Here is a 15,751-nt window from a genome sequence, read left to right on the forward strand (position 1 = left end):
GCTTCATCGGGAATATCGTAGCGAGCCATAGTTCAATATGTTGTTGAAAAAGACAGTTACTATAACTCAGGTGATTAAGGGACACAGCCTAAAGCGCTTTCGCAACAAGCATATCTGGATTATCTGCGACGGTTTTCTTGCCAGCTCGCCGCTTATTGAGATGCTGCGCCAGGCCATTCCGGCAGATAATCGCATCAGTGTCTTTAGCGACATCACTCCGGATCCGACCATCGCCACTGTGGTGGAAGGCATTACGCAAATGCATGCACTCCAGCCACAGGTGGTGATCGGTTTTGGCGGCGGCTCCGCGCTGGATGCGGCAAAAGCGATAGTCTGGTTCAGCAAACAACAGGGCGTCAATATCGAAACCTGCGTCGCGATCCCCACTACCAGCGGCACAGGCTCAGAGGTAACCAGCGCCTGCGTGATAAGCGATCCCGAGAAAGGCATCAAATATCCGTTGTTTGATAATGCGCTCTATCCCGACATCGCCATTCTCGATCCTGCACTTGTCGTCAGTGTGCCGCCCACCATCACGGCGAACACCGGTATGGATGTGCTGACGCACGCCCTTGAAGCTTATGTATCGCCTCGCGCCAGCGATTTTACCGATGCGCTGGCGGAAAAAGCAGCACGGCTGGTGTTCCAGTACCTGCCGACGGCGGTGCGCAAAGGCGACTGTCTGGCAACGCGCGGCAAAATGCACAATGCCGCGACGCTCGCTGGAATGGCATTTAGCCAGGCAGGATTAGGCATCAACCACGCTATCGCCCATCAGCTTGGTGGGCAATTTCATCTGCCGCACGGGCTGGCCAACGCACTACTGCTGGGCGCAGTCATCCGCTTTAATGCCAGCGATCAACGCGCGGCCAAACGCTATGCCCGGCTGGCAAAAGCCTGCCATTTTTGCCCTACAGGCGCGAATGACCCGGTCGCCATCAATTCGCTGATTCGCCAGATTGAGCAGCTTCGTCAACAGTGCGAAATGCCGACCCTCGCGGTAGCGCTGAAAGCCGACAAAGCCAGGTTCCGTGAGCGTATTCCCGCGATGGTCCAGGCCGCACTGGCGGATGTCACGCTGAAAACCACGCCTCGCCCTGCCGATGGCGACGACATTCGACATCTGCTGGAGGAATTGCTGTGAGCGAAGCGGCCATTCTCCCGTCCCCCTGGGGCGAACTGACACCGGCAACGGCAGAAACCATTCGCCAGCGCGTGTGTGAAGCGGGCGTCGTCGGTGCGGGCGGAGCCGGGTTTCCAACCCATGTAAAACTGCAGGCGCAGGTTGAGATTTTCCTGGTTAATGCGGCCGAATGTGAACCGATGCTGAAAGTAGACCAGCAGTTGATGCCGCAACAGGCGGCCCGACTGGTGCGCGGCGTGCTTTATGGCATGACCGCAACGGGTGCTCACGAGAGCATTATTGCCCTCAAAGAGAAATACCATGCAGCCATTACCGCACTCACTCCATTACTGCCTGCACAAATTCGCCTGCATATTCTGCCGGATGTTTACCCCGCCGGAGACGAGGTCATCACCATCTGGATGGCGACAGGACGGCGTGTGCCACCTGCCGCACTGCCGGTTAGCGTCGGGGTTGTGGTCAATAACGTGCAAACCGTCCTCAATATCGCACGCGCCGTTGAGCAGCAATATCCCGTAACCCGCCGGACTCTGACGGTGAACGGTGCGGTACGCCATCCCTTGACCGTAACGGTCCCACTGGGCATCTCACTCCGGGAAGTACTGGAACTGGCGGGCGGTGCCACGGTAGACGATCCCGGTTTTATTAATGGCGGCCCGATGATGGGTGGCCTGCTGCCGTCACTGGATGCGCCGGTGACAAAGACCACCGGCGGCTTGCTGGTACTGCCGAAATCACACTCGCTGATTCAACGTCGCTTACAGAACGATCGCACCGTACTGACAATTGCCCGTACCGTCTGTGAACAGTGCAAGCTATGCACCGATCTCTGCCCACGCCATTTGATCGGGCATGAACTGTCACCTCACCTTCTGGTGAGGGCCGTCAATTATCAGAACGTCGCCACGCCACAAACGCTGCTGAGTGCGCTGACCTGTTCTGAATGCAACGTCTGCGAAAGCGTCGCCTGCCCGGTGGGTATCTCACCGATGCGGGTCAATCGTCTGCTTAAAGCTGAATTACGCGCCGGCGGCGCACGCTATGAGGGGCCGCTGCGCGAGGCCGATGAGATGGCGAGTTACCGACTGATTCCGGTTAAACGCCTGGTGACCAAACTTGGCCTGCGCGACTGGTATCAGGATGCGCCGCTGGAAGAATGCGACCTTACCCCTTCGCAGGTCGTATTGCCGCTGCGCCAGCATATTGGTGCGCCAGCCATTCCCTGTGTAACAGAAGGCGAAATCGTCATTCGTGGACAGCGTATTGCCGATGTTCCTGGGGCGCTCTGGGGGTTCCCCTTCATGCCAGTATCGACGGCGTTATTGCGTCGGTAACAGATAAAACCATTACGGTTGTACGAGGATAACCATGTCACAGGCTATTGGAATACTTGAATTAACCAGCATCGCGAAAGGCATGGAGCTTGGCGACGCCATGCTGAAAAGCGCGAACGTGACGCTTTTGGTCAGCAAAACACTCTGCCCCGGCAAATTTTTAGTGATGGTTGGGGGTGATGTCGGCGCCGTTCAGCAGGCTATTGCCACCGGGGACAGCCAGGCCGGTGAGATGCTGGTCGACAGCCTTGTCCTACCGAATATTCATGCCAGCATCCTGCCTGCCATTAGCGGGCTTAATGCCGTAGAGCAGCGTCAGGCGGTAGGTATCGTTGAAACCTGGAGCGTGGCGGCCTGCGTCAGTGCAGCAGACCGTGCGGTGAAGGCTTCCAGTGTCACACTGGTACGCGTCCATATGGCATTCGGCATCGGCGGCAAATGCTACATGGTGGTGACCGGTGATATCTCGGATGTGGAAAATGCCGTCACCGTCGCCAGTGAAAGCGCGGGCGAGAAAGGATTGCTGGTGTATCGCTCAGTGATCCCGCGTCCGCATAAAGCCATGTGGCGACAGATCGTGGAGGGGTAATGGAGACGCAACGCAGTACTGAACGCATGATTCAGGAGTATGTGCCCGGTAAACAGGTCACTCTGGCCCATTTGATCGCCAATCCCGGCAAAGAACTCTATAAGAAACTGGGCTTAAGCGAGACGGCGTCTGCCATCGGCATTCTGACGATTACCCCCAGTGAAGCGTCGATCATCGCCTGTGATATCGCGACTAAATCCGGGGCGGTAGAGATCGGTTTTATCGATCGTTTCACCGGCGCGGTGGTCCTCACGGGGGATGTCTCCTCGGTGGAGTATGCGTTACGCCAGGTCACCCGCTCCCTTGGCGACATGCTCCATTTTACGACCTGCCAGGTCACCCGGACCTGACGTTATGAAACGAATGATGTTAATTGGCGCAAGCCAGTGCGGTAAAACATCGCTGACGCAACGCTTACGCGGCGAAGCGATGCGTTATCAAAAAACGCAGGCCATTGTCTGGTCGCCTGAGACCATCGATACACCGGGGGAATACCTCGAGAATCGCTGCCTGTACAGCGCTCTGCTCACCAGTGCCTGCGAAGCCGACGTGGTGGCACTGGTACTGAATGCTGACGCCCAATGGTGCCCTTTTTCACCCGGATTTACGCTACCGATGAACCGCCCAACGATTGGCATCATCACCAAAGCCGATCTTGTCGCAGAACAACAGATTACGCAGATCGGTGAATGGTTGCGGCAATCCGGTGCAGAACGCCTTTTTATCACCAGCGCGCAAACCGGTCAGGGTGTCGCGGAGGTAATCGCTTTTCTTCAACCCCAGGAGCACGCATGTCCCGCACAATAATGGCGATCAACGCCGGTAGTTCATCGCTTAAATTTCAGCTTCTCACCCTGCCTGCAGGCGATCTGCTTTGTCAGGGGCTGATCGAACGCATCGGGTTCTCCGACGCGATCTTTACCCTCAAACAGGGGGATCAGGAATGGCAAGAGACGCGCGCGATCGCCGACCATAAAGAGGCGGCGACGTTACTGCTGGAAAAACTGCTCTCCCACAACATTATCGCGTCGCTGTCGGCAATAGACGGGGTCGGACATCGCGTTGCCCACGGCGGAGAAACATTTAAGGATTCCGCGCTAATTACCGACGACGCGCTGGCAGAGATTGAGCGCCTTGCAGAACTGGCACCGTTGCACAACCCGGTCAACGCGGCGGGCATTCGCATTTTTCGCCAGGCGCTGCCGCATGCTCCTGCGGTTGCCGTGTTTGATACCTCGTTTCACCAGACGCTGGAGCAAAGTGCGTTTATCTACCCCCTGCCATGGCGCTATTACGAGGAGCTCGGGGTTCGCCGCTACGGTTTCCACGGTACCAGCCATAAATATGTCAGCCAGCTGTTAGCCGAAAAGCTGGGCGTTCCGTTAAGCGCATTACGGGTCATCTCCTGCCATTTGGGTAATGGCAGCAGCCTGTGCGCCATTAAAGGCGGGCGTTCCGTCAATACCTCAATGGGGTTCACACCGCAATCCGGCGTAATGATGGGCACCCGCAGCGGGGATATCGATCCCTCAATTTTGCCCTGGGTCGCATTAAAAGAAGACAAATCGCCGCAACAACTCAACGCCATGATTAACAACGAATCAGGTCTGTTGGGCATCTCAGGCGTGTCTAACGATTTTCGCGATGTCGAACAGGCCTCAAATGCGGGCAACAAGCGTGCCGCACTGGCGCTTACTCTGTTTGCAGAACGTATCCGCGCCACTATCGGCAGCTATGTGATGCAACTGGGCGGGCTGGATGTATTGCTGTTTACTGGCGGTATTGGCGAAAACTCCGCACGGGCCAGAGAGGCCATCTGCCGTAACCTGCACTTCCTCGGGCTGGACGTTGATGCCGAGAAAAACGGCCGTAACGCTACGTTTATTCAGACTGACCATTCGGTCGTGAAGGTCGCGGTTATCAACACCAATGAAGAGTTGATGATTGCCCGCGACGTTATGCGTATCGGGTTACCGGAATACGCGGAGGCGCAGGTATGACAGGCAAAGTCTGGCTGGTTGGCGCAGGTCCTGGCGACCCGGGTCTGATGACCGTAAAAGGTTTACACTGCCTGCGGGAAGCTCAGGCCGTTGTGTTCGACAGGCTGGTGAATCCGGTTCTGTTGCAGGAGGCACCGGCAGGCTGTGAGTTTCACGATGTGGGTAAAGAGGCGAACCGACACCCTATCCCACAGCCGCAAATCAACCAAATTCTCATCGATTGTGCCAGGCGAGGACTCAACGTCGTGCGCTTAAAAGGCGGCGATCCTTTTGTTTTTGGCCGGGGAAGTGAAGAAGCACAAGCACTACGGGAATGCGGTATCGAATGTGAAGTTGTTCCGGGCATCACCTCAGCCATCGGCGGGCTTGCTGCGGCAGGCATTCCCGTAACGCATCGGGATTTTGCCTCCAGCTTCCATGTGGTGACCGGGCATTTGCAGGACGGCAAAGAGCCACAGGACTGGGGGAGACTTGCGGTCCTGCCCGGAACGCTGGTGATCCTGATGGGCATGTCGCAGATAAAGACAATCTGTACAGCACTTATCGGCGCAGGCAAACCTGCCAACACACCAGCGGCGGTGGTGATGCGCGCCAGCACGCCGGAACAGAAAGTCCTCTGCGCACCACTGTCTGAGCTTGCTCACCAGAGCGAGGCCGCCGGGTTTCACGCTCCGGCGCTGATTGTGATTGGCGGCGTGGTGTCATTACGGGAAATCCTGGCGTTCAGCGGATCGGCGTGACACTATCCTCACGTTACGTACCACAATGAGAGGTTGAACTTGGCGCTGGCACGATGTCCCGCATCCTGCGGCGAAATCATTCAGGGATGGATTCTGGGCAGTGAAAAACTGGTTTCCTGCCCGGTTGACTGGTACAGCGAGGTTGAAATCACGACCGGCGCGCCCTTGCCTGATGAACGCCCCCTGGTGAGAGCGATGGTCAAACAGGTGCTGATGCACTGGCACTTACCGGGCGCATTAAGCAATGAGATCCGCATCGATTGCCGCTCAACTATTCCCGTTGCTAAAGGGATGGCGAGCAGTACGGCGGACATTGCGGCAACGGCAGTGGCCACATCACGCCATCTTGGGTTTACCCTCGATGACATCAGTATTTCTCAGCTTTGCGTCGCGCTGGAACCCACCGACAGCACCGTTTTTCGTTCTTTGACGTTGTTTGACCATAACACTGCGCAAACCCGTATTTCCTGTGAACACCTCCCCAGCCTCGACATTTTGTTGCTGGAAAGCCCGTTAACCCTTCGCACAGAGGATTATCATCGCCTGCCCCGCCGGGCCGCGCTGATGAGCAGCGCCGATGCCCTCGACAGTGCCTGGCGCAAAGTGCAGCACGCCTGTATGACAAAGGATCCTGCGCTATTGGGCGAGGCGGCATTGCAAAGCGCAATGGCAAGCCAGACGCTGCTACCGAAACCAGGTTTTAACGCGCTGATGGCCATCGTAGAACAGTGCGATTTGTACGGGCTGAATGTCGCCCATAGCGGAAGTGTTGTGGGTTTATTGCTGGACAGGCAGAGGCATGATCTGGAGAAAGTACGCGCGTTGCTCAGTCAACCTGCGTTACAACGGCACTGGCCACAGCAACATCTGTTGCGCATGGTGGAAGGCGGGGTAAGAGAACGGTGAGAGAGGCTCTCTCACCGTCTGCGAATTACTCTTCTTTCGACTCGACAGGTTTCTGCTCACCCATCGTTTTCAGTTTTTTGGAGATCTCGCGGCGCTCTTTGGAGATCTCGGCGTTTTTGATGATGTAATCGTCTACGCGATCTTCATAGTCGCTTTTCATGCTGGCGATAATCCCCTGAATAGCTTCCACGCTCATACCCGGTTTGATGTAGTCGCTCAGGTTGTCCAGCAGCAGTACGCGTTTCTGGTTATCACGGATCTTTTTCTCAACATCCTGGATTTCGCGCTGCAGTTTATTCTTACGGCGGAACAGACGAACAAACTCCAGAACGTCCTGGAATGAAGGCTTAGTTGTTTCCATTTTTGGCACCCCTACTAATGTGAGATTCGGATTCGTTAAAGCAACCGCCTAAGACCTTACTTTTAGCCGTTGCTGATGACAATGATTTTATCCTTTTGCCTAGCATAACCCCAAATCGGGCTGAATCGAAACAGCCCGCCTGCTTTTCCGGAGTATGTGAGGCTTATTTGCGCAGCGCCCGACAAATCAAATGGGACATTAACTCCAACTGCCGCGCCAGTTCCATGCTCAGCCAGACATAGCCGTGAATCGAGTTCTCCGCCAGCGCATCGCCCTGATGATCGCGCAGCAAACTACGCAATTCCGCCACAATATCAGTGAGTTTCTCGGTATTGGCAAGGATAGGCTGCGGATTTCCTTCATATAAAGCATGGGCAATGGTCAACAGCGTCTGCTGCGTCATCTGCTGCGTTTCGCGTAAGGTACTGGCGTTGATCATCACGAAGTGGCTGGCGCGCGAAGCCCAGTGGGCATTCATTTGCAGCTCCAGCACGCACACCATATTGCGGCTTACGGTCTGGATAGCCTCAAAAATGGCTTTCTGAATATGCGTTTCTTTGCTGGCAGGGGTAATCAGGCCACGCATCTTCACTACGTCATTGAGTATCTTTTGCAGATGCTTGTCCAGGCGTGGGCGCTCAACGAGGTTACGCGAAAAGCCGGCCTGATAAACCCGGTTAAAGGCCGTAACGTAGTTCGCCATTTGAATGCGCCAGTGCAGAAAAGCCCGCTGCGGCCAGATGCCGGTAAACAGCATGGCAAGTAGTGAACCAAAAATAACGTCACCGCTCCGCCACAGCGCGGTATGCATATCCCCGGCCGGAGCCCCAACAACAACTGACAGCGTGATACCGATAAGCAGCGATTGATAAGGTTTTTTACCCAGCGCCAGCCAGCCACAAAGGAACATCGCCCCTGCACACCACATCAACATCAGCGGCAGGGAGATTAGTTCAAGCTTAAGCGCGACAAGGCCCAGCGCGGAGCCGCAGATTGTTCCGCCGATACGTTCAAAGGCACGGGGAACCACATTTCCCCAAAATGAAATCGGCCCCATGATCACCACCAGGGTGATAAGTGGCCAGGTGCCTTCCGGAACATTCAGCAGGCGAACCAGCAGAAAGGTCAGAATAAATGCCAGCGCAATACGGACGCCGTGAACCACGCGATAATGTCGGTAAAGACGAATTTCAAAAGGACTGAGTGATTTGTCGGGACGCACACCCGCTCTCCAGTCAAAAACAACGAAGGCGCAATTGTAGCGATTTTTCTGTGGCTGGGATCGCTGTTCTGAACAAAAAAAGGAACGGAAGATGTTTGTCATCCGTTCCCTGTCGTCGGTATGAATGGGGTATCAGGAGGCGAGATCGACCGGAATATACATATCGATTTCCCAGTAGCCATCATCCTGCGCGCAGTTCAGATAGACCTCAAAGCACGGACGAAGCGCCATGCGATACTGGGTATCGACCATTAAATCATCAAAAAACGCTTCCCATGCCTCTTTAAATTCTTCGTTACGTACTTTGGCGCGAGCAACCGCATAAAGCCCACCCGGGAGCTCCGTTTTCATCACCCCTTCGCTGTTTTCAGGAATGACAAAATCGTCTGGCACCGAAATAACCACATCGGCACGCAGCTTTTCCGCGGGCACTTCATCCGGGTTATCGTAGTATGCACAAATCCACTCAATGGGTTGAATTTAACGACTGCTCACCCACATGCTCAGTTGCTCAAAGCCTTGTTTGACGGTGACATCCCAGGGGCCAACCAGATGAAACCCGGCAATAGTGCGCTTCTCAATCTGTTTTACGTTGTATGTCATGCGACCCTCCTTTTTACTGTTTTTTTATACAGTACATTTAAATAACAGGAAATGAGCACGAAGGTAGGATCAATTATGTGAGCGGACTCGCACCTGTGCCAGCCCGCCCCTAGAATGTCACACTTTATGATGGAGGTAGTCGCTCAGGCGCGAGAACAAACCGCCTTTACCCACATCCTCCAGCGTCACCAGCGGCATGTGCGCCACCACTTTGTCACGATCGTAAAGCTGGATTTCACCCACTCGCTGATGAGCCGCAAGCGGGGCTTCGAGGTTTTTATTGTCCATGACATAGCGTGCTTTGATGTTCGGCAGTTCCGCTTTCGGCAGCGCTAGCCAGAAGTCCTGATCGGTGCCGACCGCCATCTGTTCCTTATCACCGTACCAGATACGCTCGCTGCCCACTTTTTTACCCTTCTGCAAAATCTCCACGGTATCGAAGTTTTGCTGGCCCCAGTGCAGCAGTTTCCGCGCCTGGTCTTCACGTCCTTTCGGGCTATCCGCGCCCATGACAACCGCAATCAAACGACGCTGGCCGTCAACGCTGGAGGCAATCAGGTTAAAACCTGCACCAGACGTATGCCCGGTTTTTAAGCCATCGACATTTAACGACGAATCCCACAACAGCCCATTACGGTTCTGCTGAGTGATGCCGTTCCAGGTCAGGCTTTTCTCACTGTACATGTGATAGAAATCCGGCTCGCCGCTGATGATGGCGCGGGAAAGCACCGCCAGATCGTACGCCGAGCTGTGCTGGCCTGGCGCATCCAGGCCATGTACCGTTTCAAAGTGGGTATCGCGCAGATTTAGCTTTTGCACATAGTCGTTCATCATGCCGACAAACTGCGGCTGGCTTCCTGCTACAAAGTCGGCCAGCGCCACACAGGCGTCGTTGCCGGAATCCACAATCAGCCCGCGGCTCAGGTCACGCACCGTCACGCGATCTCCGGCTTTCAGGAACATTAATGAAGAGCCATTAAAGACCGGATTTCCCCGCGCCCAGGCATCTTTACCGACCGTCACCACATCGCTTGCGCTGATACGGTGGCTGTCGATGGCGCGATCCACAACATAGCCGGTCATCAGCTTGGTCAGGCTCGCCGGATTACGCTGTTGATGTTCATTGCCTGCAGTTAGGATCTGCCCGGTTGTGTAATCCATTAAGACCCATGAGCCTGCCTGAATTTCCGGCGGCTGGGGAGAAATCGGCATATCATCTGCCAACGCGCAATGGACAGTCGCGGACAAAAGGGAGAAGGCAAAAAACAAACGGCGTTTCAATGGAATATCCTCATTTACGTCAAATTCGCCGTTCTTTTTACGCAACTTAATATGTCGATACTGGGACAAATTGCAAACAAATGTGACGAAAGTCATTTTTCATGCCTCTTCCCTTCTCTGGAATGTCGTATCTGAACGCGTTTTCTTTCGGAAGATGCGGCGCAATGGTTTACCATGGGCAGGTTATTGATCAACAGGATGAGCTCAGGTGTCTGATTCAACGGCAACGCCCACATTTCTTTTCCATGACTACGAAACGTTCGGTACCAGCCCCTCGCAGGATCGCCCGGCACAGTTTGCTGCGATTCGTACCGACGCCGATTTCAACATCATTGGCGAGCCGGAAGTCTTTTACTGTAAACCTGCAGATGACTATTTCCCCCAGCCGGAAGCGGTGCTGATCACCGGCATTACGCCACAACACGCTAAAGCAAACGGCGTGAATGAAGCCGACTTCGCCCGCCGCATCCACGATTTATTTACCGTGCCCAAAACCTGCGTGCTCGGTTACAACAACGTCCGCTTCGACGATGAAGTGACGCGCAATATTTTCTATCGCAACTTTTACGATCCCTACGCCTGGAGCTGGCAAAACAACAACTCGCGCTGGGATTTGCTCGATGTGATGCGCGCCTGCTATGCCTTGCGCCCTGACGGTATCAACTGGCCGGAGAATGACGATGGGCTGCCAAGTTTCCGCCTTGAGCATCTGACGAAAGCGAACGGTATCGAGCACAGCAATGCCCACGATGCGATGGCCGACGTTTACGCCACCATCGCCATGGCGCAACTGGTGAAAACCCACCAGCCGCGGCTGTTTGATTATCTGCTGAGCCACCGCAGTAAGCATAAACTGGCGGCGTTGATTGATGTGCCACAGATGTCGCCACTGGTGCATGTTTCCGGCATGTTTGGCGCCTGGCGCGGCAATACCAGCTGGGTGGCCCCGCTGGCCTGGCACCCGGAAAACCGCAACGCCGTGATCATGGTGGACCTCGCCGGTGATATGTCGCCGTTGCTGGAACTGGATGCCGATGCCCTGCGCGAGCGCTTATATACCGCGAAAGCCAATTTGGGCGACAACGCCGCCGTGCCGGTGAAACTGGTGCATTTGAATAAGTGCCCGATACTGGCGCAGGCAAAAACGCTGCGTCCTGAGGACGCCGAGCGACTGGGAATCGACCGCAAACAGTGCCTGGATAACCTGAGCATTCTGCGCAACAACCCGCAGGTGCGCGAAAAGGTGCTGGCGATTTTTGCCGAAGCCGAGCCGTTCGTTCCCTCCGAGAATGTAGATGCCCAGCTGTATAACGGCTTTTTCAGCGATGCGGATCGCGCCGCTATGAAAATTCTGCTGGAAACCGAGCCGCGGAATCTCCCGGCGCTGGATATCACCTTTGCCGATAAGCGCATTGAGAAACTGCTGTTCAACTACCGGGCACGCAACTTCCCCGGTACGCTCGATTATGACGAGCAGCAGCGCTGGCTTGAGCATCGCCGCCATGTCTTTACGCCGGAGTTTTTGCAGGCCTACGCCGATGAGCTACAGATGCTGTATCAGCAGTATGCTGATGACAAAGAGAAAATGGCACTGCTAAAAGCGCTCTGGCAGTACGCGCAAGAGATTGTGTAAGCCGCAGATTGCAGGCAAAAAAAAACCGGAGGCCATGGCCTCCGGTTTTCATTTCAGTCACATTACTGAGCGATATCTTCGTACTGTGGAACCGGGTTGCGGAAGCTTTTCGTCACGCAAGCCAGGTAAACCAGACCGATAGCACCCCAGATCAGGCCCAAAATCATGGAACTCTGTTCCAGGTTAATCCACAGCGCCCCAACGGTCAGCGCGCCACAGACTGGCAGTACCAGGTAGTTGAAGTGGTCTTTCAGCGTCTTGTTACGTTTTTCACGGATCCAGAACTGAGAAATCACCGACAGGTTAACAAAGGTAAACGCTACCAGCGCACCAAAGTTAATCAGCGCCGTCGCTGTCACGAGGTCAAATTTGATTGCCAGCAGGGCAATCGCGCCCACCAGCATTACGTTCCATGCCGGCGTACGCCACTTCGGATGAACGTAACCGAAGAAACGGGTCGGGAACACGCCATCGCGGCCCATTACGTACATCAGACGCGAAACACCCGCATGCGCCGCCATACCGGAAGCCAGTACGGTCACGCTGGAGAAAATCAGCACGCTCCACTGGAAAGTTTTACCCGCTACGTACAGCATGATTTCCGGCTGAGACGCGTCCGGATCTTTAAAGCGAGAGATATCCGGGAAGTACAGCTGCAGGAAGTAAGAGGCAACGATAAACACCAGGCCGCCAATCAACGCGGTCAGGAAGATTGCTTTCGGGATCACGCGCTCTGCGTCTTTGGTTTCTTCAGACAGAGAAGAAATACCGTCAAAGCCGAGGAACGAGAAGCACAGAATAGTCGCACCGGTAATCATCGGCACCACGTGCGCACCTTCGGACCAGAATGGACGCGTGCTGGTCAGCGTACCTGCGCCTTCACCGTGGGAGACGCCGTAAATGATAAGACCGACGATAACCGCCACAATCCCCATCTGCAGAATCACAATCAGGGTATTGAAGTTGGCTACGGTCTTAATGCTGCGCAGGTTAGAGATGGTCATAAAGGCCACCAGCGCGACAACAAAGATCCACGACGGAACAGAAGGCACCAGGGCTTCAAAATAGATTTTCGCCAGCAGGATGTTGATCATCGGCATGAACAGATAGTCCAGCAGTGAAGACCAACCCACCATAAAGCCAACCGCCGGGCTAATGGATTTCTGAGCGTAGGTGTAGGCAGAGCCCGCAGACGGGAAACGGCGAACCAGTTTGCCGTAGCTCAGTGCCGTAAAGAGAATGGCAACCAGCGCAAAGGCATACGCCGTTGCGACATGGCCGTCAGTCAAGCCAGAGACGATACCAAACGTATCGAACAGCGTCATAGGCTGCATATAGGCAAGGCCCATCATAACAACCGGAATCAACGTAAGCGTTTTACGTAATTCCACGCGAGAGGTCTTTGGAGTAGCGTTATGCGACATAGTTATCCCCTTTTACGGTGAACGCCAGCGCGTAAGCAAAAGATTGCCCCATTTCTTTATATTCCTCAGCGACAACGACTGTCGGTTTTTAGTAAATATCTATCCGGTACGAAGCCCGGCCTCTTGGATTGAATGACGTTTCTAAAGTGCAAAAAAATAACCGACGTCTTTTTAACGTCGGTTAGTTTCAATTTTTTGCAGCGACATATTTTGCACCAAAGTGAGGCGTTTTGACAAGCCTGTGCGATGGTGCTCACAAAGCAGTAACAGCTAACTTACTGAATTTAAATAATTCACTTCAAACCACCGTAAATTTACAGCACTTTTTGCTAAAAAAATTCTGCACCGTTTCGAGGAACTTGCTCATTTCCCCCTCATTCACGGCATTAAACTGTTTAAAATCAGTCCAATGGCATGGTCATTGGGTTCGGAAATTCGTACTCAAACCCAAGTTCATGGCAAATACGGTTACCGTCGACCACTTTCCCTTTTTCTCCGGGGACGGAATCAAGGAATTGTGGCTCCGGCAGGCCAAGCTGTCGCGCCATTGCCGGGTAAAATTGCGCCCGCGCCGGATGCTCTGGTGCGCATAAATTATAGATATGCCCCCCTTTCGGCGACTGGAGTAGCAGCGTGATGGCCGAAATGACATCCTCCAGATGGACAAGGTTGACCCCTTGTTGACCGTCAGGCGCCGTTTTTCCGGCGAAAAAACGCCCCGGATGACGCGCCGGCCCCACGAGTCCTGCCAGACGCAAAATATCCACCGATGTCCCCGGCAAGTTGTGCAGCCAGTCCTCGAGCTCTTTCAGTACACGCCCGCTCGCCGTCAGCGGATTACGCGGCGAGTTTTCTTTCACGGTGCCATGGGCGTCGCCATATACGGACGTGGAGCTGGTAAAAATAATGCGTGGGATATGGTATGCCAGCGCGCTATCAACAATCTCTTGCATCGCCTGCAGGTAGAAGGCCTCGCCAGGGCCACTGCGTCTGGCGGGCAAGGTGATCACCAGCGCATCGACATTCATTAATGCGTCCAGATCGTCTGGTTCACAGAACAGATCCGGTTCGAGTTTCAGCACGTAGCTTTCAATACCACACATACGAGCCGCCTCCACACCATCCTGAGTGGTTTTACTGCCGGTGACCTGCCAGCCCCGCGCCGTTAATGACAGCGCCAGCGGCATGCCCAACCATCCTAATCCGACAATCGCGACCTTTTTCATGCGTCTCTCCCGACTTTTCGCAGATTCCATCTTAAGGCTACGCCAGCCCGGCGAAACTGACAATTCATACGGTCAATATGAAATGATTTAAAGATTAAAAAAAGCCCTTGCCTTTGGAGGTAAAAGTGGTTTAGGTTAAACGACATCAAATGAATAACCATTCATCGAGAATTTTATGACAGGCGTTCAATTTAAACTTCACCATCATCACCATCATCCTGACTAGTCTTTCAGGCGATGTGTGCTGGAAGACATTCAGATCTTCCAGTGGTGCATGAACGCAAGAGAAAGCCCCCGGAAGATAATCTTCCGGGGGCTTTTTTTTGAACCAAATTCAGCAGGATAATGAGGAAAAGATAATGTTAGACAATACCCGTTTACGCATAGCTATTCAGAAATCAGGCCGCCTGAGCGATGATTCACGCGAATTACTGGCCCGTTGTGGCATTAAAATCAACCTGCACACTCAGCGTCTGATTGCCCTGGCCGAAAATATGCCAATTGATATTCTGCGCGTGCGTGACGACGACATTCCGGGGCTGGTCATGGACGGCGTGGTCGACCTGGGTATTGTTGGCGAAAACGTTCTGGAAGAAGAGCTGCTGACCCGCCGCGCCCAGGGCGAAGACCCGCGTTACTTCACCCTGCGCCGCCTGGATTTCGGGAGCTGCCGCCTGTCCCTGGCAACCAACACCGACGAAGTGTGGAACGGCCCCGCGTCACTCGACGGTAAACGTATTGCTACCTCTTATCCGCACCTGCTCAAACGCTACCTCGACCAGAAGGGCGTCTCCTTTAAGTCCTGCCTGCTGAACGGTTCTGTCGAAGTTGCCCCGCGTGCCGGCCTGGCGGATGCCATCTGTGACCTCGTCTCTACCGGTGCGACTCTGGAAGCAAACGGTCTGCGTGAAGTTGAAGTGATTTACCGCTCTAAAGCCTGCCTGATCCAGCGTGACGGCGAACTGCTGGATGGTAAACAACAGCTGGTCGATAAATTGCTGACCCGTATTCAGGGCGTGATTCAGGCACGTGAATCGAAATACATCATGATGCACGCGCCAACCGAGCGTCTGGATGAAGTGATTTCCCTGCTGCCAGGTGCCGAACGCCCAACCATTCTGCCGCTGGCAGGCGATCAGCAACGTGTCGCCATGCACATGGTGAGCAGCGAAACCCTGTTCTGGGAAACGATGGAAAAACTGAAAGCACTGGGCGCCAGCTCTATTCTGGTGCTGCCAATCGAGAAGATGATGGAGTAATCCACCTTAGGATTCGCCCGGTGGCGCGA

General features: G+C 54.4%; 16 protein-coding genes, 2 pseudogenes and 1 other annotated feature. Of the genes and pseudogenes, 11 read left to right on the forward strand and 7 right to left on the reverse strand.

Going from position 1 to position 15,751, the window contains the following annotated elements; genetic code table 11:
- Nucleotides 1-70 precede the first annotated feature (70 nt).
- From ACSZPU_RS01165 to ACSZPU_RS01200, 8 genes and pseudogenes are all read left to right on the forward strand, one after another.
- Entirely contained in the window at nucleotides 71-1,144 is a 1,074-nt protein-coding gene (locus tag ACSZPU_RS01165) for a 1-propanol dehydrogenase PduQ (RefSeq protein WP_498994639.1), read from the forward strand.
- 11 nt (nucleotides 1,145-1,155) lie between these two features.
- Nucleotides 1,156-2,510 (forward strand): annotated as a pseudogene (locus ACSZPU_RS01170) (4Fe-4S dicluster domain-containing protein).
- Nucleotides 2,511-2,512: 2 nt separating this feature from the next.
- On the forward strand, nucleotides 2,513-3,067 hold the full coding sequence (pduT, locus tag ACSZPU_RS01175) for a propanediol utilization microcompartment protein PduT (RefSeq protein WP_498994641.1): 555 nt from the start codon (nucleotides 2,513-2,515) through the stop codon (nucleotides 3,065-3,067).
- The gene (pduU, locus tag ACSZPU_RS01180) at nucleotides 3,067-3,417 is read left to right on the forward strand and encodes a propanediol utilization microcompartment protein PduU (protein WP_498994643.1); all 351 of its coding nucleotides are present in this window, start codon (nucleotides 3,067-3,069) and stop codon (nucleotides 3,415-3,417) included. The genes pduT and pduU overlap by 1 nt, the downstream gene beginning before the upstream one ends.
- A gap of 4 nt (nucleotides 3,418-3,421) precedes the next feature.
- A complete protein-coding gene (locus tag ACSZPU_RS01185; protein ID WP_498994645.1) occupies nucleotides 3,422-3,874 on the forward strand; it encodes a EutP/PduV family microcompartment system protein in 453 nt (150 codons plus the stop codon).
- Nucleotides 3,859-5,067, forward strand: a complete 1,209-nt coding sequence (locus ACSZPU_RS01190; protein ID WP_498994647.1) for an acetate/propionate family kinase — start codon at nucleotides 3,859-3,861, stop codon at nucleotides 5,065-5,067. The genes ACSZPU_RS01185 and ACSZPU_RS01190 overlap by 16 nt, the downstream gene beginning before the upstream one ends.
- Nucleotides 5,064-5,807: a uroporphyrinogen-III C-methyltransferase gene (cobA, locus tag ACSZPU_RS01195; RefSeq protein WP_498994649.1), complete on the forward strand. Its 744-nt coding sequence runs from the start codon at nucleotides 5,064-5,066 to the stop codon at nucleotides 5,805-5,807. The genes ACSZPU_RS01190 and cobA overlap by 4 nt, the downstream gene beginning before the upstream one ends.
- 39 nt (nucleotides 5,808-5,846) lie before the next feature.
- The gene (locus tag ACSZPU_RS01200; RefSeq protein ID WP_498994651.1) at nucleotides 5,847-6,713 is read left to right on the forward strand and encodes an L-threonine kinase; all 867 of its coding nucleotides are present in this window, start codon (nucleotides 5,847-5,849) and stop codon (nucleotides 6,711-6,713) included.
- Nucleotides 6,714-6,738: 25 nt separating this feature from the next.
- Here the strand turns inward: ACSZPU_RS01200 and ACSZPU_RS01205 are convergent, their stop codons facing one another.
- From ACSZPU_RS01205 to dacD, 4 genes and pseudogenes are all read right to left on the reverse strand, one after another.
- Complete coding sequence (locus tag ACSZPU_RS01205) at nucleotides 6,739-7,074, reverse strand: DUF496 family protein (RefSeq protein WP_498994653.1); 336 nt, start codon at nucleotides 7,072-7,074, stop codon at nucleotides 6,739-6,741.
- 163 nt (nucleotides 7,075-7,237) lie between these two features.
- The gene (locus ACSZPU_RS01210; RefSeq protein ID WP_498994655.1) at nucleotides 7,238-8,296 is read right to left on the reverse strand and encodes an FUSC family protein; all 1,059 of its coding nucleotides are present in this window, start codon (nucleotides 8,294-8,296) and stop codon (nucleotides 7,238-7,240) included.
- Nucleotides 8,297-8,428: 132 nt separating this feature from the next.
- A pseudogene (sbmC, locus tag ACSZPU_RS01215) lies at nucleotides 8,429-8,899 on the reverse strand (DNA gyrase inhibitor SbmC).
- Nucleotides 8,900-9,016: 117 nt separating this feature from the next.
- Entirely contained in the window at nucleotides 9,017-10,180 is a 1,164-nt protein-coding gene (dacD, locus tag ACSZPU_RS01220) for a serine-type D-Ala-D-Ala carboxypeptidase DacD (RefSeq protein ID WP_498994657.1), read from the reverse strand.
- A 208-nt stretch (nucleotides 10,181-10,388) separates the two neighbouring features.
- Here dacD and sbcB point away from each other — a divergent pair, with 208 nt between their 5' ends.
- Entirely contained in the window at nucleotides 10,389-11,813 is a 1,425-nt protein-coding gene (gene sbcB / locus ACSZPU_RS01225) for an exodeoxyribonuclease I (protein ID WP_498994659.1), read from the forward strand.
- A gap of 62 nt (nucleotides 11,814-11,875) precedes the next feature.
- Here the strand turns inward: sbcB and ACSZPU_RS01230 are convergent, their stop codons facing one another.
- The 3 genes from ACSZPU_RS01230 to ACSZPU_RS01240 form a co-directional block, all read right to left on the reverse strand.
- Complete coding sequence (locus ACSZPU_RS01230; protein ID WP_498994661.1) at nucleotides 11,876-13,237, reverse strand: APC family permease; 1,362 nt, start codon at nucleotides 13,235-13,237, stop codon at nucleotides 11,876-11,878.
- Nucleotides 13,227-13,289: a membrane protein YoeI gene (yoeI, locus tag ACSZPU_RS01235; protein ID WP_103245917.1), complete on the reverse strand. Its 63-nt coding sequence runs from the start codon at nucleotides 13,287-13,289 to the stop codon at nucleotides 13,227-13,229. Before yoeI ends, ACSZPU_RS01230 begins: the two co-directional genes overlap by 11 nt.
- A gap of 349 nt (nucleotides 13,290-13,638) precedes the next feature.
- On the reverse strand, nucleotides 13,639-14,463 hold the full coding sequence (locus ACSZPU_RS01240; protein WP_498994663.1) for an SDR family oxidoreductase: 825 nt from the start codon (nucleotides 14,461-14,463) through the stop codon (nucleotides 13,639-13,641).
- 175 nt (nucleotides 14,464-14,638) lie between these two features.
- Between ACSZPU_RS01240 and hisL the strand changes: the two genes are divergently transcribed.
- Together hisL and hisG are read left to right on the forward strand one after the other, a co-directional pair.
- Nucleotides 14,639-14,689 (forward strand): his operon leader peptide, encoded by a 51-nt coding sequence (gene hisL / locus ACSZPU_RS01245; protein ID WP_103245916.1) that lies wholly within the window; start codon nucleotides 14,639-14,641, stop codon nucleotides 14,687-14,689.
- Nucleotides 14,665-14,788 (forward strand) — a sequence feature (His leader region). It overlaps the preceding gene by 25 nt.
- 34 nt (nucleotides 14,789-14,822) lie before the next feature.
- Nucleotides 14,823-15,722 (forward strand): ATP phosphoribosyltransferase, encoded by a 900-nt coding sequence (hisG, locus tag ACSZPU_RS01250; RefSeq protein WP_498994665.1) that lies wholly within the window; start codon nucleotides 14,823-14,825, stop codon nucleotides 15,720-15,722.
- The last annotated feature ends 29 nt before the right edge of the window (nucleotides 15,723-15,751 follow it).

The sequence above is a fragment of the Phytobacter sp. V69 genome, assembly GCF_965644215.1.
Lineage (GTDB): Bacteria > Pseudomonadota > Gammaproteobacteria > Enterobacterales > Enterobacteriaceae > Phytobacter.